The organism is Poseidonocella sedimentorum, from assembly GCF_900116005.1.
Taxonomy (GTDB): Bacteria; Pseudomonadota; Alphaproteobacteria; order Rhodobacterales; family Rhodobacteraceae; genus Poseidonocella; species Poseidonocella sedimentorum.
The window spans coordinates 1-23,782 of the sequence record NZ_FOYI01000017.1 but is presented as its reverse complement, the minus strand read 5'-3'; the positions used below and the strand labels follow the sequence as shown (position 1 = coordinate 23,782).

Below are 23,782 nucleotides of genomic sequence, written 5' to 3'. Positions count from 1 at the left end.
CACCACAAAGAGACATCCCATGGCCCCGCTCCGCGTTCTTGCCACCAGCGCAAGGACACTCTCCCTCCTCGTGACCCCGCCCGGCACGCGCTACCACCTGCCCCGGCCCATCGGCTGGTCGCTGGAAGAGGTGGGCGGCGGACCGGTGGCACAGGGCACGCTCAAGACCGCGGCGCTTTTTCTCGGCGGGTTGGAGCCGGATCGCGCCTACCGGCTGCGCTGCGATCTGGGCACGCTCGATCTGCGGACGGCGCCCTGCGCCGGGATGATCGACGCGGCGGAGTTCGGCGCCGATCCCGCGCGCGCCGACAACGCCCCCGCCCTGCAGGAGGCGATCGCTGCAACGCCCCTCGGCGGGACGCTGCGCCTCGGGCCCGGCCGTTTCGAAAGCCGCCCGATCTTTCTCAAATCCGCGATGACGCTTCTTCTGGACGGGGCCGAACTTGCCGCCGTCGCGGGGCGCGAGGACTGGCCGATCCTGCCCGCGCGCGATGCGGCCGGCCGCCCGCTTGGAAGCTGGGAAGGCCTGCCCGAACCCTGTTTCGCCGCCCTCGTCACCGCGCAAGACGCCCATGACCTCACGATCACCGGCCGCGGCATCATCGACGGCGGCGGCGACCGGGGCGACTGGTGGTCCTGGCCCAAGGAGACGCGGCAGGGCGCCCGCCGCCCGCGCACGCTCCACCTCGCCTATTGCGACCGCGCCTCGATCAGCGGCGTCACCATCCGCAATTCGCCCTCCTGGACCGTCCACCCCTACCGCTGCCGCGACCTCACCGTCGCCGCCCTGCGCATCGAGAACCCGCCCGAGAGCCCCAACACCGACGGGCTCAACCCCGAAAGCTGCGAGGACGTGCGCATCGAGGGCGTGGCGATCTCGGTGGGCGACGACTGCATCGCGATCAAGGCGGGCAAACGCGCGCCGGGCCAGACCGACCACCTCGCCCCGACCCGAGGCCTCACCATCGCCAACTGCCTGATGGAGCGCGGCCACGGCGCGGTGGTGCTCGGCTCGGAAATGTCGGGCGGCATCCATGACGTGACCATCCGCGCCTGCGACTTCGACCGGACGGATCGCGGCATCCGCCTCAAGACGAGGCGCGGCCGGGGCGGCGAGATCTCGAACCTCAAGGTCGAGGACGTGGTGATGCGCGGCGTGCCCACCCCGCTGGCGGTCAACGCCTTCTATTTCTGCGATCCCGACGGCAAGGACGGCTGGGTCCAGTCCCGCGCGCCCGCGCCGGTGGATGACACCACCCCCCGCATCCGCGACATCTCGCTCCGCCGCATCGAGGCGCGCGGCGTCGAGATCGCGGCGGCGGCGCTGCTCGGCCTGCCCGAGGCGCCGGTCACGGGCATCGAGATCTCCGATTTCCGCGTGAGCTTTGCCGAAGGCGCCAAGGCCGCCGCGCCGCTGATGACCCTCGGATGCCCCGAGATGCGCCATGCTGCCGTCTGGGCCGAGTTCGCCGAAATCACCGGCGCGCTCACCCCCGCGCCCCCGCAGGAGGAGGACCTGACCCCATGCTGATGCAGTTTTTCGACGACTACGCCCGCAGCCACACCCCCTACAAGGGCGGCGCGTGGTGCTATGAGGACGGGTTGGTTTATCGCGGGCTTGAATGCCTCCACCGGGCGACCGGCGCGCCCCATTGGCTGGAGCATCTCCAGCGGCTGATTGGCCCGCAGCTGCTCGAGGGGCCCGCGCTCGCCGGCTACGATCGCAACGATTACAACATCGACAACATTTTTTCGGGCAAGGCGCTGCTCTATCTTCATGAGGTCACCGGCCAGCCCGACTACCTCGCCGCCGCCGCCCTGCTTGCCGACCAGCTCGCCACCCATCCGCGCACCCGCTCGGGAGTCTACTGGCACAAGCTGCGCTACCCCTGGCAGATCTGGCTCGACGGGCTCTACATGGGTCCGCCGTTTCAGATCGGCTACGGTCTGGCCACCGGCGACGCGCGCCTCATCGACGATGCGCTGACGCAGGTGTCCACCGCGCTGGATGCGGCTTTCGTGCCGGAAACCGGGCTCTATGCCCATGCGGTTGACGAGGCGAAGCGCCAGCCCTGGGCCGATCCGGCGACCGGCCAGACGCGCGCCCACTGGGCCCGCGCGATCGGCTGGCTCGCCATGGCGCTGGTCGATGTGGCCGAGCTCGTCGGCCCCGAACGCTTCGCCCCGCTCAAGCAGCGGACGCGCAAGCTGCTGGCCCGGATCGCGGAGCTGCGCCAGCCCGGCGGCCTCTGGCTTCAGGTCATCGACGCGCCGGATCTGGAGGGCAACTACACCGAGACCTCAGCCTCGGCGATGTTCACCTATGCGCTCGCGCGCGGGGCGGTGCTGGGGCTCTACGATGGGCCGCTGGACGGGCTGCTCGAGACGCTGGAGCAACAGGCCTTGACCGCCGACGCGAATGGCGTGCTGCGCATGACCGGGATCTGCCACGTGGCCGGGCTCGGCATGTACGAGGGGCGCTTTCGCGACGGCACGGCCGCCTATTACATCTCCGAGCAGCTGCGCGATGATGACGTCAAGGGCGTCGGCCCGTTGATGATGGCCGTGGCGGCCGAGCGCGAACGCAGCGGCCGGACGGCGCAGTCACTCGCCGGGCAATGATCGCCGCGCTCAGCGATGAGATCCGCACCCGCTACAGCCGCGCGGCGAGCCTCGGCGGCAACTGGTGGGCGCCGCAGACCGGCGGGCCGGTGGACGATCTGGTCGACCCGCAGGCCGCACCAGAGGGCGGCTCTCTGGCCACGCTCCAGGACGCGGTGAATGCCGCGATCCGCGCCGGCGGCACCGCGCCCCGCCGCATCCGCCTCGCGCCCGGGTTTCACGAAGGCCCGGTCATCATCCCGCCCGAAGCCCCGCCGCTTGTGATCGAGGGCCCGGGCGCCGCCCGCGCGACCCTTGCCGCCGGGATCGACGCGATGATGCCGGGCGAAGAGTTCCGCCGCCGGTATTGGCCGCGCTTTGCCCGCGCGCCCCTCCCCGTGGCCGAAGAGGCCGCCCGCCGCGCCGCGCGCACACGGATCGGCACCGGCCACAGCGCCGTGCTCACCGTCGCGCGCAGCGATGTCGCGCTCCGGGGCTTCACCATCCGCAACGACTACTCCTGCGACCGTCCCGACGCCGCGCCCGAGGGGGCCGAGCCGGACGCAACGGGCCGCTACGCGCAGGGTCAGCATCAGGCCGTGGCCCTCCAGTCGCGCGGGGCGGACCGGCTTGCGCTGCACGATATGACGCTGGAGAGCTTTCAGGACACGCTCTATCTCGCCGCCGCCCCGGACGGCCGCCCGGCGCGCACTGCCCTCACCGGCTGCATCATCTCAGGGGACGTGGATTTCATCTTCGGCGGCGGCACGGCGCATTTCCGGACGTGCGAGATCCGCACGCGCGGCGCGCGCGGCGCACGAAGCTGGGCCGCCGCGCCAAGCACGGCGATCCGTGAGCCCTTTGGTTTCATATTCGAGAGCTGCCGCTTCACCCATGACGGCGCGCCTTTCGGGCGCGATGGGCAGCCCGGGCCGGACGGCCGGCCCCGCGCCTTCCTCGCACGGCAATGGTTCGAAGGCGTCCGCGCAACGCCCTACGGCGCGCCGAGCCTGCCCGGATACGCAACGCGCCTGTCGGACCGGAACCGGCTCGACGGACAGGCGGGCGAGATCCGCCGCGAGACGCTCGAAGCGGTCGGCAAATGCATCCTGATTGCGCCCCGGCTCGGCGCCCATCTCAGCCCGGATGCCCTCTGGGACGCCTGGTCCGGGCCGGGCTGGTCGCCCCGCTTCCGGCCCGCGCAGCACAGCGCCGCGGAGTTCTTGAGTGCGCTCGGCCCCTGGCTCCGCGCCGAAGGGTTGGACTACGCGGATCTGGACCCGGCCGACCCCTGGCTCGCCGTTTACCTCAGCGTGTGATCCGCAGATCAGACGAAAAGTTCATGCGCCAGTTCAAGCGCCTCGACCAACACATCGACCTCGGCCTCGGTGTTGTACATCGCGAAGGAGGCGCGGCAGGTCGCGGTCACGCCCAGATGCTGCATGAGCGGCGCGGCGCAATGGTGGCCCGCGCGCACCGCGACGCCCTTCTTGTCGAGGATCGTCGAGATATCGTGGGCATGGGCCGCACCGTCGAGCGTAAAGGAGAAGATCGCGCCCTTGGTCTCCGATTGCCCCTGCACATTGAGCCAGTTGAGCCCGTCAAGCCGGCTGCGGGCATAATCCCGCAAGGACCGCTCATGCGCCGCGATGGCCTCCATCCCGATGTCCATCATGAACTCCAAGGCGGCGCCGAGCCCGATCGCCTGAACGATCCCGGGCGTGCCGGCCTCGAACCGCATCGGCCCGTCGGAATAGCTCACGGCGTCTTTCGTGACCTCCCGGATCATCTCGCCGCCCCCCATGAAGGGCCGCATCTCGGCAAGCCGTTCGGGCGCGACGTAAAGCGCGCCGGAGGCCGAGGGGCCGTAGAGCTTGTGGCCGGTGATGACATAGAAATCCGCGCCGAGATCGACCACGTCGACGGGCATGTGCACCGCCGCCTGACTGCCATCGAGCAGCACGGGCACGCCCTTGGCATGGGCGCCCGCGATGATCGCCTTGGCGTCCGTCACCGTGCCGAGCACGTTGGACATATGGGTGATCGCGACGAGCTTGGTCCTGGGGCCAATCGCATCGATGACAGCTTGCGGATCAAGATCGCCGCGCGCGTCCACATCGACCCATTTCAGCACCGCCCCCTGCCGCTCGCGCAGGAAGTGCCAGGGTACGATGTTGGAATGGTGCTCCATGACCGACAGAACGATCTCATCGCCGGGCTCGAAGCGCGGCATGGCCCAACCATAGGCGACCGTGTTGATCCCCTCTGTGGTCCCTGAATTGAGGATGATCGCGCTCTCCGGCGCGCCGAGAAACCGCGCGATGATCCCGCGCGTCGCCTCATAGCGCTCGGTGGCGAGGTTCGACAGGAAATGCAGCCCCCGGTGGACGTTGGCATATTCGTGCGAATAGGCGCGCGAGATCGCGTCGATCACCACCTGCGGTTTTTGCGCCGAGGCCCCGTTGTCGAGATAGACCAGCGGCTTGCCGTTCACCTCGCGGCTCAGGATCGGGAATTGGGCGCGCAAGGCGGTTACGTCATACATGTCAGGGACCTCAGACGGGCGCGCCGAGGAAGGGCGCGAAGAGAGATGAAATCAGGATCGACACAACAATCATGGCAAAGCCCGACACGATCACCTGCAGCAGCGCCTTGAGGACCGAGCCGAACCCTTCGGCGCGATCAAGGAACACCAGGAAGATCCAGACCAGGTACAGCAGCAACCCGAGCGCAGGCCAGCCGCCCAGCAGGGGAATGGCGAGGACGACGAGGAAGCTCAGAAGGATCGAGACCGATGCAAGGCTCTGCCACCAGATGTTGACGAGCACCACATCCTCCAGCGTCGCCCCGCCGCCAAGAAGGCGCGCGCCGATCCAGAATTGCAGAAAGCTGATGAGGCAGAGCGAGAACACCGTCTGCGCCGCAAGCGCGAGCGGGGCGAGACCGGAGAAGATCATCTCGGGCCCGCCCTCGAGATCGCTCGGAATCATGGCGCCGATGATCTGGATCAGGATCGAGGTGCAGAGGGTCGCGATGAGCGCGGCAATGACCAGCATCATCCACAGCGCATTGCGCGGCACGGAGAGCGACAGCAGCGTATCAGCGGCCTCGCGCGGAGCGATCAGCGAGCGCAGCGCGAGCCGGCCGATGGAGGACAGGGTAAGATCCATGGGCCCGTTCCTAAGCCGCGCCCCGGGCGGTCTCAACCCCCGCCGCGCTTTCGCGCAGACCGGACACCCAGAACCACAGGAAGACGACGAGCCAGACCGCGCCCACAAGGCTCAGCGCCGGGCCGGGCCCGACGAGCCCGGCGGTCAGCCCGTGCAGCAGCAAAAGCGGCGTGGCGGCGAGCCAGGCCCAGAACAGCGCGAGCCGCCCGGCATAGGCGCCGATGCGGTGCCCGATGACGCGGGCCGCCAGCGTGGAAAGCCCGGCGAGCGCATAAAACACCAGCGGCGCGATGAAGAGCCAGGCAAGGAGCGCGGCGCCGATCCGGGGCTGGAGCTCATCCTGCGCGATGTAGGCCTCGCGCGCCATCGGCGGCCAGAGCGAGACAAAGGTCAGCAGGCAACCGCCCATGAGATAGGCGAGCGCTCGATCCTCGCGCGGGCCCTGCGCAAGGAGCCGAGAGACCACCGCCCGGGGGCGGCGGTACATCCGGACGATATTCTGCGCGACGGGCATGGCCGGCCCCTCAGCCGCGCCGGCGCAGGAGCCAGTGCTCGAGCCGGTTGACGATCTCGTCGCGGAGCGCCTCGTCCTCGATTTCCTCAACCGCTTCGGCAAGGAAGGCCAGCGTCAGAAGATCGGTCGCCTCGGCCTGTGCCACCCCGCGCGAGCGCAGGTAAAAGAGCGCGGTCTCGTCGATCGCCCCCGAGGTCGAGCCGTGCGAGCAGGCCACGTCATCGGCATAGATCTCAAGCTCGGGCTTGGCGAGGAACTGGCTGTCTTCATCGAGCAGGAGCGACTGGGAAATCTGATACCCATCAGTCTTTTGCGCGCCGTCCTTCACGAGGATCTTGCCCTGGAAAACGCCCGTCGCGCCGTTGCGCAGCACTTTCTTGAAGACCTGACGGCTTTCGCAATTCACCGCGTCATGGGTGATGAAGACCGTGTCGTCATGGTGAAAATCGCCGTCGCCGACACAGACACCCGCCACATGGGCAATCGCGTCGTCGCCGATCAGCTCCAGCACGCATTCGTTGCGCGTGAGCTGTCCGTTCATGGTCGCGGTGAAAGACTTGAAGGTGGCCTCCCGGCCCAGACGCCCGAAAATATGGGTGGCGGCGCGGCGCTCATGGTCGCGCCCCATGGTGCGAACATGGTGAAACGCGCCGGTGTCGGCCACATCCACCTCGGTGACGACATTGAGACGCGCGGCAGCCGGGCCGTTTTCCAACAGCGTGAGCGACGCGCCCTCTTCCACGCGGATCACGTGGTGGAGCATCGCGTCGGAGCTGTCGTCACGGTGCAGGTAGACGATATTGACCGGGCGGATCGGCCTGCCCGTCACGCGGATCACCACGCCGTCGGTCGCGAAACCGGTGTTGAGCGCGGCGAGCGGGCGCTCCACCGGATCCTGACCGGCAGTTTCCAGCGCGCCATAGAGATCCTTGGCCCAATGGATGTCCCGCCCGGCGGCATCGGAAAGCCGCTCGATTTCAATACCTTCCAGCGCGATGTTATCGCTTTCTTCGGCAGAAAACACACCATCGACGAAGACGACCCGCAGCCTGTCGATCGCATCAAAAAGTGGCGTCTCGCCGCTCTCGAACGTGGCCGCTTTCGGCGCGACAGGCGCGGTGAGCGTGTCGGGGCGGGTGTATTTCCAATATTCGTCGCGGCGACCCGGCAGGCCCATGGCGCGCACGCGCGCCTCCGCCGCGGCCCGCGCCGAGGTGAGCCAGCCCGCGCCCTCGGGGCGGGTCAGCCCCGCGAGACGCGCCTCGGTCGTGTCCTGTTTGAGTTGCGGCAGAGCCATCAGGCCACCTCCCCCAGAATTCCCGCGTAGCCGTTCTGCTCGACCTCGAGCGCAAGCTCCGGCCCGCCCGTCTTCACGATACGGCCATCGGCCATGATGTGGACCACGTCGGGTTTGATGTGATCGAGCAGACGCTGGTAGTGGGTGATGACGAGGAAGGCCCGGCCTTCGTCGCGCAGCGCGTTCACGCCTTCAGCCACCAGCTTCATCGCGTCCACATCGAGCCCGCTGTCGGTCTCGTCAAGGATGCACATTTTCGGCTCGAGCACGGCCATCTGCAGGATTTCGTTGCGCTTTTTCTCACCGCCCGAAAAGCCGACATTGACCGGGCGCTTGAGCATCTCGGCGTCGATCTTGAGGCTCTTGGCCTTTTCGCGCACCAGCTTGAGGAAATCCGCCGCGCTGATCTCTTCTTCGCCGCGCGCCTTGCGCTGTGCGTTCACCGCGGTGCGCAAGAAGGTCATGTTGCCGACGCCGGGGATCTCCACCGGGTATTGGAACGCAAGGAAGATCCCTGCCGCCGCGCGCTCTTCAGGCTCCATCTCAAGCACGTCCTCGCCCTCGAGCGTGGCCGCGCCATCGGTCACCTCATAGCCGTCCTTGCCGGAGAGGACGTAAGACAGCGTCGATTTGCCGGACCCGTTCGGCCCCATGATCGCATGCACCTTGCCGGCCTCGACGGTCAGATCGACGCCCTTGAGGATCACTTTATCCTCTTCTTCAAGTTTGACGTGCAGGTTTTTGATTTCCAGCATTTTTTCCGTTTCCCATCTGTCCGCGACCGGCGCGGTTTATCCCAGTATGACGGCGGTGCCCGAGGCGCTCACCATCAGCATGTTGTTGATGACCTCGTAGTCGAGATCGACACCCACGACCGCGGTCGCCCCAAGGGCGGCGGCCCGTTCCTCCAACTCGCGCAGTGCGGTGTCCCGCGCCTCGCCGAGCGATTGCTCATAGGCCCCGGACCGGCCGCCGATGATATCGGTGATGCCCGCGAACAGGTCGCGGAAGACATTCGCGCCGAGGATGGCCTCGCCCACGACGATGCCCTTGTACTCCGCGATCTGGTAGCCCTCGACGGAGGGTGTTGTCGTCACGATCATGTCCGTCTTCCCCCAGGGGTTCATCGTCATCTCAAAGCGCCGGACGGCTGGCCTCAGCCAACCGAGCCTTCCAGCGAAATCGCCACCAGCTGCTGCGCTTCCATGGCGAATTCCATCGGGAGCGCTTGCAGCACCTCCTTGCAGAACCCGTTGACCACGAGCGCCACGGCCTCTTCCTCATCCATCCCGCGTTGGCGGCAATAGAAGAGCTGGTCGTCGTCAACCTTGGACGTGGTCGCCTCGTGCTCCACACGGCTCGAGTTGTTCCTCACCTCGATATAAGGCACAGTGTGCGCCCCGCATTCGCTCCCGATCAGCAGGCTGTCGCACTGGGTATAGTTGCGCGAGTTCTTCGCCTTGGGGTGCATCGAGACCAGCCCGCGATAGGTGTTTTGCGCGTGCCCCGCCGAGATCCCCTTGGAGACGATCCGGCTCTTGGTGTTCTTGCCGAGGTGGATCATCTTGGTGCCGGTGTCGGCCTGCTGATAGTTGTTGGTGATGGCAATCGAGTAGAACTCGCCCTGGCTGTCATCGCCGCGCAGGATGCAGGACGGGTATTTCCATGTCACAGCAGAGCCCGTTTCCACCTGCGTCCACATGACCTTGGCGCGATCGCCGCGGCAATCGGCGCGTTTGGTCACGAAGTTGTAGATCCCGCCCTTGCCGTTTTCATCCCCGGGGAACCAGTTCTGAACGGTGGAGTATTTCACCTCGGCGTCTTCCTCGATGATGATCTCGACAACCGCCGCATGAAGCTGGGCCACGTCGCGCTGCGGCGCGGTGCACCCTTCGAGATAGGACACATAGGAGCCCTTGTCGGCGATGATCAGCGTCCGCTCGAACTGGCCGGTATTTTCGGCGTTGATGCGGAAATAGGTCGAGAGCTCCATCGGGCAGCGCACGCCGGGCGGCACGTAGACAAACGAGCCATCGGAGAACACGGCCGAGTTGAGCGTGGCGTAGAAATTGTCATTCACCGGCACGACCGAGCCGAGATATTTCTTGACCAATTCGGGGTGCTCGCGGATCGCCTCGGAAATCGAGCAGAAGATCACGCCGGCCTTTTTCAACTCCGCCTGGAACGTGGTGCCCACGGAGACGGAATCGAACACCGCATCGACCGCGACCTTGCGGCCTTCGGCGGGCGCGGCCTCGGCGCCCTCGACACCGGCAAGGATCATCTGCTCCTTGAGCGGAATGCCGAGTTTTGCGTAGGTTTCGAGCAGCTTGGGATCAACCTCGTCGAGCGACTTGGGCTTCTGGTCGAAGCTCTTGGGCCGCGCGTAGTAATACTGATCCTGGAAATCGATCTGGGGATAGTCGACCATCGCCCAGTCGGGCTCTTCCTTCTGGAGCCAGCGCTCGTAGGCTTGCAGGCGCCACTCGGTCATCCATTCCGGCTCGTCATTGTTTTTCGAAATGAGGCGCACGATATCGGGCGTCAGGCCCTTGGGCGCGTACTCCATCTCAACATCGGTTTCCCAGCCGTACTTGTAGGCCCCGGCCAGACCGCGGACCGCATCCACGGTCTCCTGATCGACGCCGTCCTTGACCTCTACCTCATCCAGAGCCGTCATGGTCTCTCTCCTTCACTCTCACGCCGCGCGGGCGCGGTGTCGTTCCAGTTTTGCCTGCCACGTTTCGACGAAGCGCAGCACATCCTCTTCGCGGGTCTCGGGCCCGAGCGAGACGCGAATGGCCGAAGCCGCCGCGCCCTCGTCAAAGCCCATGGCGCCGAGCACCCGGCTGGCCTTGACCTTGCCGCTCGAACAGGCGCTGCCCGCCGAAATGGCAAACCCGGCCAGGTCCATTTGCATCACCTGCGTCTCGCCCTTCCAACCGGGCGTGATCATGCAGGTGGTGTTGGGCAACCGTCCGGCCTCTTTGCCTACTAAAATAGTTTCTTGCGAAACCGTCTCAATGGCCTTTTCTAGAATATTTCTAAGTTTTGCAACCCGATCCCACACCCCATCCGCCAGATCGCGCGCCGCCGCCTCGGCCGCCGCGCCAAAGCCGACGATGGCGATGGTGCTCTCGGTGCCCGACCGGCGGCCCATTTCCTGCCCGCCGCCCTTGATCTGGGCGGCGATATCGGTCCCGCGGGGAAAGACCAGCGCGCCGATTCCCTTGGGCCCGCCGAGCTTGTGGGCCGAGATAAGCGCCATTTTCGCGCCGGACCAGTTGAACGCGAGAGGGATCTTGCCGAAGGCCTGAGTCATATCGCTGACCGCGATCCCGTCGGGGAGATCCTGCAGGATGCCGGTCTCCGAATTGGCCAGTTGCAGGGCCGATTGCGACGGCTCCGCCACAGTCACCGCGCCCTGCGCATTCACCGGCAAATCAGCCGACACCCAGGCCGCAACCGCGTCATGCTCGATCGCCGCGCCGCGCAAGCCCCGCCCCGCGCAGGCCAGCGCCGCCGCCTCGGTCGCGCCGGACGTGAACACGATCTCGGCGCCATCCGCGCCGAACGCGGCCGCAACCTGCGCCCGGGCCTTTTCGATCATCGATTTGGCCGCCCGCCCCTCGGCATGCACCGAGGACGGGTTGCCGGCCACATCCATCGCCGCAATCATCGCGGCGCGCGCCTCCGGTCGCAGCGGCGCGGTTGCGTTATAATCGAGATAGACGCGTGACGCGCCCGGCGCGGCCAAACCCATGGGCGTCAGTCCACCACCTCAAAGAGGTTCGGCACCGCCGGACACGGGGCCAGATCGTTCTTCACGATGTCCGACAGCTTGGTCGTATGCAGGAAGACATAGACATTGGCCGACAAGCTCTCCCAAAGTCGGTTGGTCAGACTCTGAGCCCGGCTGCCCGAACTCGCGCCCTTGGCGCCCGCCCCGGTGTGCATGGCCGAGACCGTCTCGTCGACCGCCGTGAGGACATCAACGATGCTGATATCGCTCGCCGGCCGGGCAAGCCGATAGCCGCCGCCAGGGCCGCGCACCGACTCGACCAACTCGGCCCGGCGCAGTTTCACGAAGAGCTGCTCCAGATAGGGCAGCGAAATGTTCTGGCGCTTGGCGACCTCGCCCAGTGAGACCAGCTTGTCCCCCGGTTGCAGGGCCAGATCGGTCAGCGCGACCATCGCGTAGCGGCCTTTCGTCGACAGTTTCATCGGCGTCTCCCTTCCGGCCAGCTTTGGACCGTTGACCTTGTTAACGGGAATGCGTACACCCCACGGACCCTGCACCGCGCGCAGCCGCAGGGGTTTTAGAAATATTCTAATTTAACGGTCGGAACCCGTCAAGAAACGCCGGACCGTTACGAGGAGAAATCGAAGACCAATGCCCGAGGTCATTTTTCCCGGTCCCGAAGGACGTCTTGAAGGCCGATACCACCCCCAGAAAGACAACGATGCGCCGATCGCGATCGTGCTTCACCCGCACCCGCAGTTCGGCGGGACGATGAACAACAAGATCGTCTACAACCTGCATTATGCTTTTTACAACATGGGCTTCACCGTGCTGCGGTTCAATTTCCGCGGCGTGGGGCGCAGTCAGGGCGAGTATGATCAGGGCGTGGGCGAGCTGTCCGATGCCGCCTCCGCGCTCGACTATCTGCAATCGCTCAACGCAAGCTCCAAGCATTGCTGGGTCGCCGGGTTTTCGTTCGGCGCCTGGATCGGCATGCAACTGCTGATGCGCCGCCCCGAGATCACCGGATTCGTCTCCGTCTCGCCACCGGCAAACATGTACGATTTCTCCTTCCTCGCGCCCTGCCCGTCCTCGGGCTTGATGATCAACGGCACCGCCGACCGCGTCGCGCCGCCGGCCGATACGCGCTCGCTCGTCAGCAAGCTGCACGAGCAGAAGGGCATCACGATCACGCATGAGGAAGTCGAAGGCGCGGGCCATTTCTTCGAGGACGATCACATGGACCAGATGATCGACACGGTCACCGGCTACGTCAAACGGCGGCTGACCGAATCCTCGCGCTGAGGCGACCAAGCCCTTTGAGAATACGCCAAGCGCCGCTCCCGAGCGGCGCTTTTCTTTTGTCATTTCCGCACCCGGTGCCACAGACGAAAAAACGGCCCGGCGCAGTGCGCGGACCGTTTTGACTGTGTCTCGATGCGGCGCGGGCGCGGAGGGCGCCCGGCGCAGACGCGGGGGTCAGCTCTTGCGGCGCGCGACGGCTCCAAAGACCCCAAGCCCGGCCAGCAGCAACGGCAGCGCCGCGGGCAGAGGAACCTGCCCGATTTCGGGCAACTCGCCGAGGAAAGTCTGCACGTGGATCTGCGCATTCGCATCCACAAGCGACGCGATCAGCGAGCCTTCGATATCGCTATGGAACGTGACTTTCGCATCGGTGGCCACAACCGTGCCGAAGATCGAGGCGTTGAGCGTGACCGTATTGGTGCTCTCGAAGTTCCAGATCACGTTCTGCGCCAGACCCTTGTCAGTGCCTTCCATGTTGGCGCTCAGCACCGCGGCATCCCCGGTCACGTTGATGATCACGGTCTCGTCCGGGGCGAACCCGTAGGAAATCCCGCCCACGCCCGCAAGCTCGGTTGCGGAGATGGTGTAGACACCTCCGGCATTGATCGCGAGCTTGTTCTCGGCGTTCTTCACCAGCGTGATCGCAGAGGCGCTTGCTGCTGCGGCGGAGAGATCCGCCGACATGGCTTCCATCTGGATCCAGTAGTTTTCCGGAGCGTCAAACGCGACCTGGCTGCCGCCATCATTGAGGTTGAATGTGCCGCTGATCGCCCCCGCGACGGCGAGATCACCGCCTTGGTTGACGTTAAAGCTGCTGGTGGCGTTGCCGGCCACGATCAGCTCGGCAAAAACCGACGCGCCGATTTTCGGCCATTCATCGGCATTGACGTTGAAGAAATCCGACCAGTTGTCGGTGCTCAGGTCGCCGCCGATCAGCGAGCGGCCATGAACGTGAACGCTGTTGCCGGTCAGATCGCCCTCGGTGACAAGAACGAACTGCTCAAGCGTCTCGGAGGCGCTCAGCGTGGCTGCCTGCGCAGCGGCCCCGGAAACGGCGAGCGCCGCGGCGAAAAACAGTGACTTCATAAACTTGCTCCCCAGGAGATAAACCAAATCCGCATGGCCGGATCACAGACATAACGCGCTCGGTATATCGGCCCAAACCGGTTTTAAAAGTAAAAATTCAATTAACCGCTTCGTGACCCAACGTCAAAACGAAACGCTCGGAAATCGCGTGAATTTTATGCGACAAAACGCGACGTGTGTGAACGCGCCTGCCCGCTCACGCGCCGGTTCCACATTGCCCGCCCAAACGCGCCGCAAGCCGCTTCACCCCACCTGCCGCATCCGCTAAGACCAGAGCAACAGCCCCCGGTGACAGGCGACAGGAGCCTCTTCGATGTCCAAGATCAAGGTAGACAACCCCATCGTCGAGATGGATGGCGACGAGATGACCCGCATCATGTGGGATTTCATCAAGCAAAAGCTGATCCTCCCCTATCTCGACATCGATCTGCTCTACTACGATCTGGGGATCGAGGAGCGCGACCGGACCGAGGACCAGATCACCATCGACGCCGCCGAGAAGACCAAGGAGGTCGGCGTCGCGGTGAAATGCGCGACCATCACGCCCGATGAGGCGCGGGTCGAGGAATTCGGGCTCAAGAAGATGTGGCGCTCGCCCAACGGGACGATCCGCAACATCCTCGGCGGCGTGGTCTTTCGCAAGCCGATCATCTGCCGCAACGTGCCGCGCCTCGTGCCCGGCTGGACCCAGCCCATCGTCGTCGGGCGCCATGCCTATGGCGATCAGTACCGCGCGACGGACATGAAATTCCCCGGGCCGGGCAAGCTGTCGATGAAATTCGTCGGCGAGGACGGCACGGTGATGGAGGAAGAAGTCTTCGACGCCCCCTCCTCCGGTGTCTTCATGTCGATGTACAACCTCGACCAGTCGATCCTCGATTTCGCGCGGGCGTCGCTGAACTACGGGCTCACCATCGGCTGGCCGGTCTATCTGTCGACCAAGAACACCATCCTCAAGCAATATGACGGGCGCTTCCTGGAGCTGTTCCAGAAGGTCTACGAGGAGGAGTTCGCGGACAAGTTCAAGGCGGCGGGCATCTGGTACGAGCATCGGCTGATCGATGACATGGTCGCCTGCGCGCTGAAGTGGAATGGCGGGTTTGTCTGGGCCTGCAAGAACTACGATGGCGACGTGCAGTCCGATACGGTCGCGCAAGGGTTCGGCTCGCTCGGGCTCATGACCTCGCAGCTCCTGACGCCCGATGGCAAGACGATGGAGGCCGAAGCGGCCCACGGCACCGTGACCCGCCACTACCGCCAGCACCAGAAGGGCGAAGCCACCTCGACCAACTCGATCGCCTCGATCTTCGCCTGGACCGGCGCGCTCAAGCACCGCGCCAAGCTCGACGACAACGCCCCGCTGACCAGCTTCGCCGAAACGCTGGAGCGGGTGATCATCGAGACCGTCGAGAGCGGCTCGATGACCAAGGATCTCGCCCTGCTCGTCGGGCCGGATCAGGGCTGGCTGACCACGATGGGCTTCCTCGAAAAGATCGACGAAAACCTCAACAAGGCGCTGGCGGGCTAGGCCCCGCTTCGGGCCGCGCGCCGAAACGGTCGCGCGGCCGCCCCTCTTTCAGGCCGAGATCACCGATGCAATTCCTGCCCCAGGCGCCCACCGATCGCCACACCACGCTCGAAGACCTGCAGGGCATTGTGACCGGCGTGACCATGGTCGCGCTTTCGGTCCAGTTCCTGCAAGCCGCCGAGCTCATCACCGGCCAGATCGCGGGCCTCTCGCTCGTGGCGAGCTACCCCACGGGGCTGAGCTTCGGCCTCGTCTTCTTCCTGCTGAACCTACCGTTCTATGTCTTCGCCATCCTGCAGATCGGCTGGCGCTTCACGCTGCGCACCTTCCTCGCCGTGGCGCTCCTCTCGGCGCTGGTCGAGCTGATGCCGAGGGCCTTCAGCCTGTCAGGCGTGCATCCCGGCGCGGCGGCGGTGCTTGCGGGGATCTCCGCCGGGGTCGGGCTGCTTGTGCTCTTCCGCCATGGCGCGACGCTGGGCGGCGTGGGCATCCTCGCGCTCTGGCTACAGGATCGCACCACACTGCGCGCGGGACAGGTCCAGCTCGGCTTCGATCTCGTCGTCTTCACCCTGGCGCTGTTTCTGCTCCCGCTGGCCACGGTGCTTTGGTCGCTGCTCGGCGCGGTGATCCTTAACGTGATCATCCTGACCAACCACCGCCGCGACCGCTATATCGCAAGCTCCTGAGCCTAGGCTTCGAGCTCGGCATCCCAGTAGAGAAAGTCGACCCAGCTGTCGTGCAGATGGTTCGGCGGGAATTTTCGCCCCATGTTGCGGAGCTCTTCGGCCGCCGGCGGGCGCGGCGGCTTGCGCAAGGACATGCCCGCCCGGCGCAGGCTCTTCGAGCCCTTCCTGAGGTTGCATGGCGCGCAAGCCGCAACGACGTTTTCCCAGCTTGTGATCCCGCCGGACGCGCGCGGGACCACGTGATCAAAGGTCAGATCGCCTTTCGAGCCGCAGTACTGGCAGCGAAATTCGTCCCTCAGAAAAAGATTAAAGCGCGTGAAGGCCACGCGCTTTCTCGGTTTCACATAGTCTTTGAGCACAACGACCGACGGTATTCGGATCTCGGTGCTCGGGCTCCGGACGATCTGGTCGTATTCGGCCACGATATCCACCCTGTCGAGCCAGGCCGCCTTGACCGCCTCCTGCCAGGGCCAAAGCGACAGGGGATAGTAGGAAAGCGGCCGGTAATCCGCATTGAGAACGAGCGCGGGGTGGTGTTTGAGCCCGGCAGGCTCCCGCACAAAGTCCGTCCTGAACTCGCCGTCTTTCACGTCCCCATCCTCCGGTCGTCACAGCGCTCGCGCGGCCCATTGACAGGCCGAGGCGCCGGGCGCTTGGTGTCACTATATATCGGCTTCTCCATCTGACAAGCCCTGCATCTAGTAGCTCTCGGGCAAAGGCTTACATCGGTTTTGTAACAGTGAATTGACCGCCCAAATTCGCGCCGTTTTCAGCGCCGCGGCACGCCCCCTATGCGACATTGGCGGCGGCGGCGGCGGCGGCGATCAGAGGCTGCACTTGTCGCGCATGAAGGCCAGCGCGACCGAGAGCCCGTCTTGAGAAATCGAATGCGCGGTCCCCTTCATCACATGGGCATAGACCTCTTCCCATTTCGCTTGCTGCAGCGCGTCGGCCGCATCGGGCAGCGATTGCGGCGGCACCACGTCATCCTGATCCCCATGCACCAGCAAAACCGGCGGGCGCGAGACGACCTCGTCTTCCAGCAGATCGGGGCGCAAAAGCCGGCCCGAAAACGCGACGATGCCCGCCACCGGATCCTCGCGGCGGGGCGCAACATGCAGGCTCATCATCGTCCCTTGGGAAAAGCCGAAAAGCACGACCTGTTCGGGCAGCAGATCCTCGTCGACCATCAGCGCATCGAGGAAGGCATCGAGATCATCCGCCGCCGCGAGGAGGCCCCGCTCGGCCTCTTCCTCGCTCGACCCGTCGATCCAGGGGATCGGAAACCATTGCCGCCCGGCGGGCATGCCGGGGATCTCCTCGGGCGCGTCGGGCGCCACGAAGAGCGTGTCCGGCAAATGCGGCGCCAGCGGCTCGGCGAGCCCCAGCAGATCATCCCCATTGGCGCCATACCCGTGCAGAAACACCACCGCCGAACGCATCGCGCCCGATTGCGGCTCGACCCGCCCGGCCTGCAAAACCCGTGTCATCGCAGTCCTTCCCTGTTCTTCTCGACATGGTAGTAGGCCCAGAGCAGGCGCGCTGCAACCGCGCGCCAGGGCGACCAGTCCTCCGCCATCGCGCGCAGGGCCTTTTCCTTGGGGCGTTCGGGGAGATCGAACAAGATCCGCGCCGATTCCTGCAAGGCCAGATCGCCCGCCGCAAAGACATCCGCCCGGCCGAGCGAGAACATCGCATAGATCTCGGCCGTCCAGACGCCGATCCCCTTCACTTCGGTCAATGTCGAAATGACCTCCCCTGTCGGCCTCTGTCGAAGCGTTGCGAAATCGATGCCCGCATGGGCGAGCGCCAGCGCATAGCTCGCCTTTTGCCGAGAGAGCCCGCATTGGCGCAGATCATCCTCGCCCGCGGCCCGCACCGCGGCGAGCCCGGTCAGCCCCGCCGCCTCCAGACGGGCCCAGATCGCGTCGGCCGACGCAACGCTGACCTGCTGGCTGATGATCGCGCCGAGCAGGCGCGAGAAGCCGTCCTCGCGCAGCCGCGTCGGCAGGGGGCCGGTCACGGCGAGGGCTCTGTCGAAGCGCGGATCCCGCGCCCCGAGCCACGCCGCGCCCTCTGCGACGCAGTCCGGCCCGAGGATTATCCGCTCCGATACTGCCGCGCCCATTGCACCGCCTCCTCCACCGTCGAGACCTGCGGCCCCGGCATTTCCGGCCGCCGCAGCATCGCGACCGATATTCCGATTGTCCGGGCCGCTTCGAGTTTGGGCCAAGCCCCGTCCCCGCCCGCGTTGCGCACCACCATCCAGTCGATCCGGAGTTCCCGCAGCAGCGCGCACTCCCGCGCCACTGTAAAGGGGGGAAGTTCCGTCAAGGCGCGCGCGCCGGGGAGGCCCGGCAGGTCTGCCTCCGCGTCCCGCACCCGGACGAACACCGTCCGCCCCCGATCAAGGCCCTCGAGGTCGCTCAGGCTCCCGCGCCCGGTGCCGACGAACACCCGCGCGCCCTGGGGGATAGTCGACAGCGCCTCGGCCGGCGTGTCGATCTCCGTCCAGCGGTCATGACGCCCCGCGCGCCAAGCCGGGCGAAGGAGCCGCAGATAGCCCCGCCCGGTCTGCCGGGCGAAGCGCGCGGCACAGACCGACACCCCCGCGGCGAAAGGATGACCGGCGTCGAGGATGGCCCGGACGTTTCGATCTTGGGCGAACTGTTCGAAATCGGTCAAACTGTCGAAGCGGCCGATATAACAGTCAGCACCCTCTGTCGAGAGACCGGACATCGGCTTGGACAGAGTGAGCACGGCCGCGATCCCGCAGCTGCTCAATCCTTGAGCCAACTGCCGCGTCTCACCGCTTCCTCCAATGACCAGAACCGTCATGACCCCCGCCCCTCCTTCTCGGAGACCGTATTGGGCGACAGCGGAAAACCCAAGAGGTCAGTTGGACTTGCGCAGATGCGGCGCTGGCAGTACGGCTTGCCCATGACCACCTCCTCCTACGACCGCCGCGCACGGCGAAACGTGGCGATCCTCGCCGCAGCCCAGGCTTTTCTCGGCGCGCAGATGCCGCTGATCTTCACCATCGCGGGGCTCGCCGGCGCGCGCCTTGCGGGCAATCCATGTTTCGCCACCTTGCCGATCTCGCTCATTGTCCTCGGCTCGATGCTCTCGGCCTCGCCGATGGCGGCCTTCATGCAAAGGTTCGGGCGCCGACCGGGCTTCTTTCTGGGCGCAGCAGGCGGCGCGATGGGCGGCATCGTCGGCGCCATCGGGCTCTATACCGCGTCCTTTCCGCTCTTCCTCGCGGGCAGCCTCCTGACCGGTATCTACATGTCGGCCCAGGGGTTTTTCCGCTTCGCCGCCGCAGACACGGCCAGCGAGAGCTTCCGGCCCAAGGCGATCTCCTACGTGCTCGCGGGCGGGCTCGTCTCGGCGCTGCTGGGCCCGCAAATCGTCAAGCTCACGGTCGATGCCTTCGTCATCCCCTTCCTCGGCACATACATGGCGGTTGTGGCCATCAACCTGACCGGCGCGCTGCTCTTCTTCGGGCTCGACATCCCCCGCCCCAAGCCCGCGCCCGAGGGCGCCGCCCGGGGCCGGAGCCGGCTCGAGCTGTTGCGCACCCCGCGCATCGCGGTCGCGATCATCTGCGGCATGGTCACCTATGCGCTCATGAACCTCGTCATGACCGCCACTCCGCTGGCCGTGGTCGGCTGCGGCTTCGCGACGGCCGATGCGGCCAACGTCGTCTCGGCGCATGTGCTGGCCATGTTCGCCCCGTCCTTTTTCACCGGTCACCTGATCGCACGTTTCGGTGTCGAGCGAATTGTCGCGCTCGGCCTCGTGATCCTCGCCTCGGCTGGCGGCATCGCTTTGACGGGCGTCGAACTGTGGAATTTCTTCGGTGCGCTGCTGCTTCTGGGGCTGGGGTGGAACTTCGGCTTCATCGGCGCCACCACGATGCTCGCCAGCGCCCATACCGACGCCGAACGCGGCCGGCTGCAGGGTCTGAATGACCTGATCGTCTTCGGCGGCGTCACGGTCGCGTCCCTGTCCTCGGGCGGGCTCATGAACTGCTCGGGCGGCGACGCCGTGGAGGGCTGGACGGCGGTCAACCTCGCCATGGCGCCCCTGCTCGCGCTCGCTGGCGTCGCGTTGCTCTGGCTGCTCGTGCGCGCGCCCCGCCACGCGTCATGACCTAAGTCGCCCGGCTAGCGCCCGAGCCACAGGTCCGCCCGCAAGCCGCCCAGAGCCTCGCTCTCGCCAAGGCGCAGCGACCCGCCATGCGCCCGCGCCACATCCGCCGCGATCGCCAGCCCCAGGCCCACGCCCGCGCCCCTGTTCTGGTTGCGGCCCGGATCCAGCCGCGTGAACGGGCGCAACGCATCCGCGCGATGCTCTTCGGGAATTCCCGGCCCATCATCCTCCACCGAAACGCAGAGCGATCTTTCGGTCGTGGTGATCGAGACAACGGCCCGATTGCCATAGCGCACCGCGTTGCGGATCAGGTTCTCAATCGCCCGGCGGACCGCAGCGCCGCGCAAACGCACAGGGCCCGTCTCTTCCACCACGCCAAGCTCCACGTTCACGCCCATCCGCGCGAAATCCTCGACGATCTGCGCCACGATCTGGCGCGGCTCGACGCGCTCCGCCTCCCCTTCGGCAGCGCCGCGGGAAAACTCCAGAAACGCATCGATCATCTGCTTCATCTCCTCCACGTCGCGCTCAAGAGGCTCGCGCTCGTCGCTGTCGAGCATCGAGAGCCCCAGCTTGAGCCGCGTCAGCGGCGTGCGCAGATCATGGCTCACGCCCGAGAGCATCAGTGTCCGTTGCTCGATGTGCCGCTCAATCCGCGCGCGCATATCGAGGAACGCCGCGCCGGCGGCACGGACCTCGTTGGCGCCCGCAGGCTTGTAAGGCAGATGCCGCCCCTTCCCGAACGCTTCCGCCGCCTGACCCAGCCGGTAAATCGGCCGTAACTGATTGCGCAGGAAGAGAAACGATATGAGAGACAGAAAGGCGCCGAGCACCACGATGATCACCAGAAGCTGATGCGGATTGGGGGCGGACAACCTGTCCCGCCGTAGCCGCGCTTCCACCACGCCCGCGCCCGTTTCGAGCCACAGGACCACGCGCCTGTCGTCCGGCAGGGCCACCGCCGCGAGCCCGTCCAGCCCGGCATGAAGCTCGGACATGACGCGCCGCGCCGTCAGATCGAACCAGCTGTAGGCGTCCGCCTCGGGGACGGTATCGGCGGGCACGAATCGCACGCCCACATCAAAGGCGCGACCGAGCGCGCGCAGCGTTGTCTGAGGGGCCTCGGCCTGCGACACAGCCTCATCGAGATAGGCAAGTTCGAGCACGACCGCAGAGGTCAGTTGCTCCGTCACGGTGGCGAAATGGCGCTGGATGAAGGCCACCGACACGATGAGTTGCAGGCTGACCACCGGCAACAGAAGGATGAGCGCGGCGCGCCCGTAAAGGCTGCGCGGCATATACTGTTTGAGCCAGGCGAAGAACATGCGCTAACGCTATGCTCAAGCGCGGCGAGAGAAAAGGCGGTCGGATGAAGAAAGGCGAGCAGACGGCGCCCGCAACGGGGCTTGTCGTAGAGATCGCGCCGGGCCTGCGCCGCATCCTCGCGCCCAACCCGTCGCCCATGACGTACTGGGGAACGAACACCTACCTGCTCGGCGATGAAGACGTGGCTGTGATCGACCCCGGCCCGCGAGACCGGAGCCATCTTGAGGCCATTCTTGCGGCGCTCACCCTCGGCCAGCGCATCACCCATATCTTCGTGACCCACGCTCATATCGATCATTCCGGGCTCGCCCGGGATCTCGCAGAAGAAACAGGCGCGCGGATCCTGGCCTTCGGCTCTGCGACCACAGGGCGGTCAGCAGACATGTCGGCCATTGCCGAACAGTTTGACGATCATCGAAACGACGGGGTGGACCACGATTTCGCGCCGGATGACTGTTTGATGGATGGCGAAACGATCACGGCCGGCGGCTGGACGCTCGAAGCCATCTGGACGCCGGGACACCTGTCAAACCACTTGTGCTTCGCCAGCGATGATGCGCTCTTCTGCGGCGATCACGTGATGGGCTGGTCCAGCTCGATCGTCTCACCACCGGGCGGCGACCTCACGGCCTTCATGGCCTCCTGCCGCAAACTGCAAGGCCGCGCTGAGCCGGTGTTCTTTCCCGGACACGGCGCCCCTCTCTTCGATCCGCAGTCGAGACTGGCTTGGCTCATCGCCCACCGAAACGCCCGCGAAGCGGCCATCTTGGCAAGGTTGGAGCAGAGCGAAATGCCCCTCTCGGCCTTGACCCGCTCGGTTTACGACGGAATCGTCCCGGCCCTCCTGCCCGCCGCCGAGCGCAATGTTCTGGCCCACCTCATCGACCTTTCAAGACGCGGTCTTGTCGCCCCCACAGGACCATGGGGACAAGACGTCACTTACCGTCGCGTCGCGCGGGGAAAATAGAGTGAACTTTCTGTGAAATCGCTCTGGACGCTGCCCTGAGGCATTGCTATATCCGCCGCCAAGTTCCGGCGTAGCTCAGCGGTAGAGCAGTTGACTGTTAATCAATTGGTCGTAGGTTCGATCCCTACCGCCGGAGCCAATATCAAAAAAGCCCAGCAAAGTCAGTGACTTAGCTGGGCTTTTTTCTTGGCGATGTCATTATCATCCCTCTGTGCCCCAAAGCGCAATTTTTACTGCGCACAAAGAGTCGGAGCCAAAGATGGGACGCATTGCTTACCTTACGAAACGCGGAGCCGTACGGTGGTATCGCCGCCGTTATCCAGTTATTGTCATCCAATCATCACAAAAAAACCAAATATCAGTGTCTTGTTGCGACAATGGGACCAGCCTGCAAGCGCGGGGCCATATGGCTGTGAGCTTGCGCACCCGCTCCAAGAGAGAGGCCCGCATTCTCGGTGCCTTCATCTCTGCAGATTTTGAGCGTGCGTGGGCGATGATCGAGGCAGTGATGAACGAACACGAATTTGATACCGACATGATGGACGCCATAGCGATGACTATGGCCAAACATTTTCGTTCTCTGATCGAAAAAATCGCCCACGGGCCAGCGTCCAGCTTTCCCGATGGGGTCAAGCAGCGCGCCTATCGCATCTTGGAACAGGACTTGCGCAAGGCGCTCGGTGTTGAAGGTAAGGTGATCGTTGCGGACGCGCAGCCAACCCCACAGGTCGAAGAAGACCCGCCGGAGGAAGCAATGTGCCAAGCGGAGCGCGATGCACTTGCCTATGTGGGAGATCACGACGAGGACTACTGGGAAAAATGTGGTGAGCTTTTCCACCCTGACTACGAGCCGGAATACCCGCGTCTTGCCCATATCGGTGAAAGCGCACGAACCGACGACGACTACTATGCTGACTATGTCGTGTCTGATTTCGGCCTGCACACGCACGTATTCCGCGCGACATTGTCGGAGTATTTGGCCGCTTGCGAACGGTTGAACCTTGATCCTTCCGATGCCAACGCCGATTTTCCGCTTGCGTTGAAAGAAGCAATGGACGCGGCGCACAAAATAGGAATGGTGCCAACGCCGGAAGCCAAGCGGTGACGTCCACGGACGTGGTGTAGCTGGCGGTGGCCATCGGGTTTCCCGGTAGGGTTGGGTTGCGACAACCAACCTGAACCAAGGACGACACCCGATGACCAAACCTATGATGGACCTGCGTGCGCTTGTCGAAAAGAGTGCCGATTCCGACCTGCTGCGTGAGATGATCGGCTTCGCAGCCGAGCGGCTGATGGAACTTGAGGTCGGCGCCAAGACCGGTGCCGATTACGGCGAGAAAAGCAGCGATCGGCTGGCGCAACGGAACGGATACCGCGACCGAGACTGGCAGACCCGTGCGGGCAG

At 65.4% G+C, this 23,782-nt stretch carries 25 protein-coding genes and 1 tRNA gene; 11 read left to right on the top strand and 15 right to left on the bottom strand.

Annotation, left to right across the window (positions count from 1 at the left end):
* Window positions 1–19 precede the first annotated feature (19 nt).
* The 3 genes from pglA to BM353_RS15690 are packed head-to-tail and all read left to right on the top strand — an operon-like array spanning window position 20 to window position 3,920.
* Window positions 20–1,531 carry a polygalacturonase PglA gene (pglA, locus tag BM353_RS15700; RefSeq protein WP_092082561.1) on the top strand — a complete coding sequence of 504 codons (1,512 nt, stop codon included), beginning with the start codon at window positions 20–22 and terminating at the stop codon, window positions 1,529–1,531.
* Window positions 1,525–2,622 (top strand): glycoside hydrolase family 88/105 protein, encoded by a 1,098-nt coding sequence (locus BM353_RS15695; RefSeq protein ID WP_092082559.1) that lies wholly within the window; start codon window positions 1,525–1,527, stop codon window positions 2,620–2,622. Before pglA ends, BM353_RS15695 begins: the two co-directional genes overlap by 7 nt.
* Window positions 2,619–3,920: a pectinesterase family protein gene (locus tag BM353_RS15690; RefSeq protein ID WP_092082557.1), complete on the top strand. Its 1,302-nt coding sequence runs from the start codon at window positions 2,619–2,621 to the stop codon at window positions 3,918–3,920. The genes BM353_RS15695 and BM353_RS15690 overlap by 4 nt, the downstream gene beginning before the upstream one ends.
* 8 nt (window positions 3,921–3,928) lie before the next feature.
* Here BM353_RS15690 and BM353_RS15685 read toward each other — a convergent pair whose 3' ends face one another.
* The 9 genes from BM353_RS15685 to iscR are packed head-to-tail and all read right to left on the bottom strand — an operon-like array spanning window position 3,929 to window position 11,806.
* Complete coding sequence (locus tag BM353_RS15685) at window positions 3,929–5,146, bottom strand: cysteine desulfurase (protein ID WP_092082555.1); 1,218 nt, start codon at window positions 5,144–5,146, stop codon at window positions 3,929–3,931.
* Window positions 5,147–5,156: 10 nt separating this feature from the next.
* Window positions 5,157–5,771 (bottom strand): YIP1 family protein, encoded by a 615-nt coding sequence (locus tag BM353_RS15680; RefSeq protein ID WP_092082553.1) that lies wholly within the window; start codon window positions 5,769–5,771, stop codon window positions 5,157–5,159.
* Between the two features lie 10 nt (window positions 5,772–5,781).
* A complete protein-coding gene (locus BM353_RS15675) occupies window positions 5,782–6,285 on the bottom strand; it encodes a YIP1 family protein (RefSeq protein WP_092082551.1) in 504 nt (167 codons plus the stop codon).
* A 10-nt stretch (window positions 6,286–6,295) separates the two neighbouring features.
* Window positions 6,296–7,582, bottom strand: a complete 1,287-nt coding sequence (locus BM353_RS15670) for a SufB/SufD family protein (protein ID WP_092082549.1) — start codon at window positions 7,580–7,582, stop codon at window positions 6,296–6,298.
* On the bottom strand, window positions 7,582–8,337 hold the full coding sequence (gene sufC / locus BM353_RS15665; RefSeq protein ID WP_092082547.1) for a Fe-S cluster assembly ATPase SufC: 756 nt from the start codon (window positions 8,335–8,337) through the stop codon (window positions 7,582–7,584). The genes BM353_RS15670 and sufC overlap by 1 nt, the downstream gene beginning before the upstream one ends.
* A 36-nt stretch (window positions 8,338–8,373) precedes the next feature.
* Window positions 8,374–8,685, bottom strand: a complete 312-nt coding sequence (locus BM353_RS15660; protein ID WP_092082615.1) for a heavy metal-binding domain-containing protein — start codon at window positions 8,683–8,685, stop codon at window positions 8,374–8,376.
* A gap of 53 nt (window positions 8,686–8,738) precedes the next feature.
* On the bottom strand, window positions 8,739–10,262 hold the full coding sequence (gene sufB, locus BM353_RS15655) for a Fe-S cluster assembly protein SufB (RefSeq protein ID WP_092082545.1): 1,524 nt from the start codon (window positions 10,260–10,262) through the stop codon (window positions 8,739–8,741).
* A gap of 18 nt (window positions 10,263–10,280) precedes the next feature.
* A complete protein-coding gene (locus BM353_RS15650; protein WP_092082543.1) occupies window positions 10,281–11,345 on the bottom strand; it encodes a cysteine desulfurase family protein in 1,065 nt (354 codons plus the stop codon).
* 5 nt (window positions 11,346–11,350) lie between these two features.
* Window positions 11,351–11,806: a Fe-S cluster assembly transcriptional regulator IscR gene (gene iscR / locus BM353_RS15645; RefSeq protein ID WP_092082541.1), complete on the bottom strand. Its 456-nt coding sequence runs from the start codon at window positions 11,804–11,806 to the stop codon at window positions 11,351–11,353.
* A 169-nt stretch (window positions 11,807–11,975) separates the two neighbouring features.
* Between iscR and BM353_RS15640 the strand changes: the two genes are divergently transcribed.
* Window positions 11,976–12,629, top strand: coding sequence for an alpha/beta hydrolase (locus tag BM353_RS15640; RefSeq protein WP_092082539.1), 654 nt, complete (start codon window positions 11,976–11,978; stop codon window positions 12,627–12,629).
* Between the two features lie 174 nt (window positions 12,630–12,803).
* Here BM353_RS15640 and BM353_RS17135 read toward each other — a convergent pair whose 3' ends face one another.
* Window positions 12,804–13,715, bottom strand: coding sequence for a collagen-binding domain-containing protein (locus BM353_RS17135; protein ID WP_092082537.1), 912 nt, complete (start codon window positions 13,713–13,715; stop codon window positions 12,804–12,806).
* A gap of 313 nt (window positions 13,716–14,028) precedes the next feature.
* Between BM353_RS17135 and BM353_RS15630 the strand changes: the two genes are divergently transcribed.
* Window positions 14,029–15,243 carry an NADP-dependent isocitrate dehydrogenase gene (locus BM353_RS15630; protein ID WP_092082535.1) on the top strand — a complete coding sequence of 405 codons (1,215 nt, stop codon included), beginning with the start codon at window positions 14,029–14,031 and terminating at the stop codon, window positions 15,241–15,243.
* Between the two features lie 65 nt (window positions 15,244–15,308).
* Complete coding sequence (locus BM353_RS15625) at window positions 15,309–15,929, top strand: YitT family protein (RefSeq protein ID WP_092082533.1); 621 nt, start codon at window positions 15,309–15,311, stop codon at window positions 15,927–15,929.
* Between the two features lie 2 nt (window positions 15,930–15,931).
* On the opposite strand, the gene BM353_RS15620 is transcribed toward BM353_RS15625, so the two are convergent.
* From BM353_RS15620 to BM353_RS15605, 4 genes are all read right to left on the bottom strand, one after another.
* Window positions 15,932–16,519: an HNH endonuclease gene (locus BM353_RS15620; protein ID WP_092082531.1), complete on the bottom strand. Its 588-nt coding sequence runs from the start codon at window positions 16,517–16,519 to the stop codon at window positions 15,932–15,934.
* Window positions 16,520–16,753: 234 nt separating this feature from the next.
* Window positions 16,754–17,419, bottom strand: a complete 666-nt coding sequence (locus tag BM353_RS15615) for an alpha/beta hydrolase (protein WP_092082529.1) — start codon at window positions 17,417–17,419, stop codon at window positions 16,754–16,756.
* Complete coding sequence (locus tag BM353_RS15610) at window positions 17,416–18,057, bottom strand: DNA-3-methyladenine glycosylase family protein (protein WP_092082527.1); 642 nt, start codon at window positions 18,055–18,057, stop codon at window positions 17,416–17,418. The genes BM353_RS15615 and BM353_RS15610 overlap by 4 nt, the downstream gene beginning before the upstream one ends.
* Entirely contained in the window at window positions 18,030–18,767 is a 738-nt protein-coding gene (locus BM353_RS15605) for a precorrin-6A/cobalt-precorrin-6A reductase (RefSeq protein WP_092082525.1), read from the bottom strand. The genes BM353_RS15610 and BM353_RS15605 overlap by 28 nt, the downstream gene beginning before the upstream one ends.
* 102 nt (window positions 18,768–18,869) lie before the next feature.
* On the opposite strand from BM353_RS15605, the gene BM353_RS15600 reads away from it, so the two are divergent.
* A complete protein-coding gene (locus tag BM353_RS15600) occupies window positions 18,870–20,084 on the top strand; it encodes an MFS transporter (protein WP_092082523.1) in 1,215 nt (404 codons plus the stop codon).
* Between the two features lie 14 nt (window positions 20,085–20,098).
* On the opposite strand, the gene BM353_RS15595 is transcribed toward BM353_RS15600, so the two are convergent.
* Entirely contained in the window at window positions 20,099–21,382 is a 1,284-nt protein-coding gene (locus BM353_RS15595) for an ATP-binding protein (protein WP_342742214.1), read from the bottom strand.
* A gap of 71 nt (window positions 21,383–21,453) precedes the next feature.
* Between BM353_RS15595 and BM353_RS15590 the strand changes: the two genes are divergently transcribed.
* The 4 genes from BM353_RS15590 to BM353_RS15575 all read left to right on the top strand — a co-directional run.
* A complete protein-coding gene (locus BM353_RS15590; protein WP_092082613.1) occupies window positions 21,454–22,377 on the top strand; it encodes an MBL fold metallo-hydrolase in 924 nt (307 codons plus the stop codon).
* 64 nt (window positions 22,378–22,441) lie between these two features.
* Window positions 22,442–22,516 (top strand) — tRNA-Asn (locus BM353_RS15585).
* A gap of 267 nt (window positions 22,517–22,783) precedes the next feature.
* Window positions 22,784–23,482, top strand: a complete 699-nt coding sequence (locus BM353_RS15580) for a hypothetical protein (RefSeq protein ID WP_092082519.1) — start codon at window positions 22,784–22,786, stop codon at window positions 23,480–23,482.
* Between the two features lie 91 nt (window positions 23,483–23,573).
* The coding region (locus BM353_RS15575; RefSeq protein WP_177220576.1) for a transposase at window positions 23,574–23,782 on the top strand (209 nt) is incomplete at its 3' end.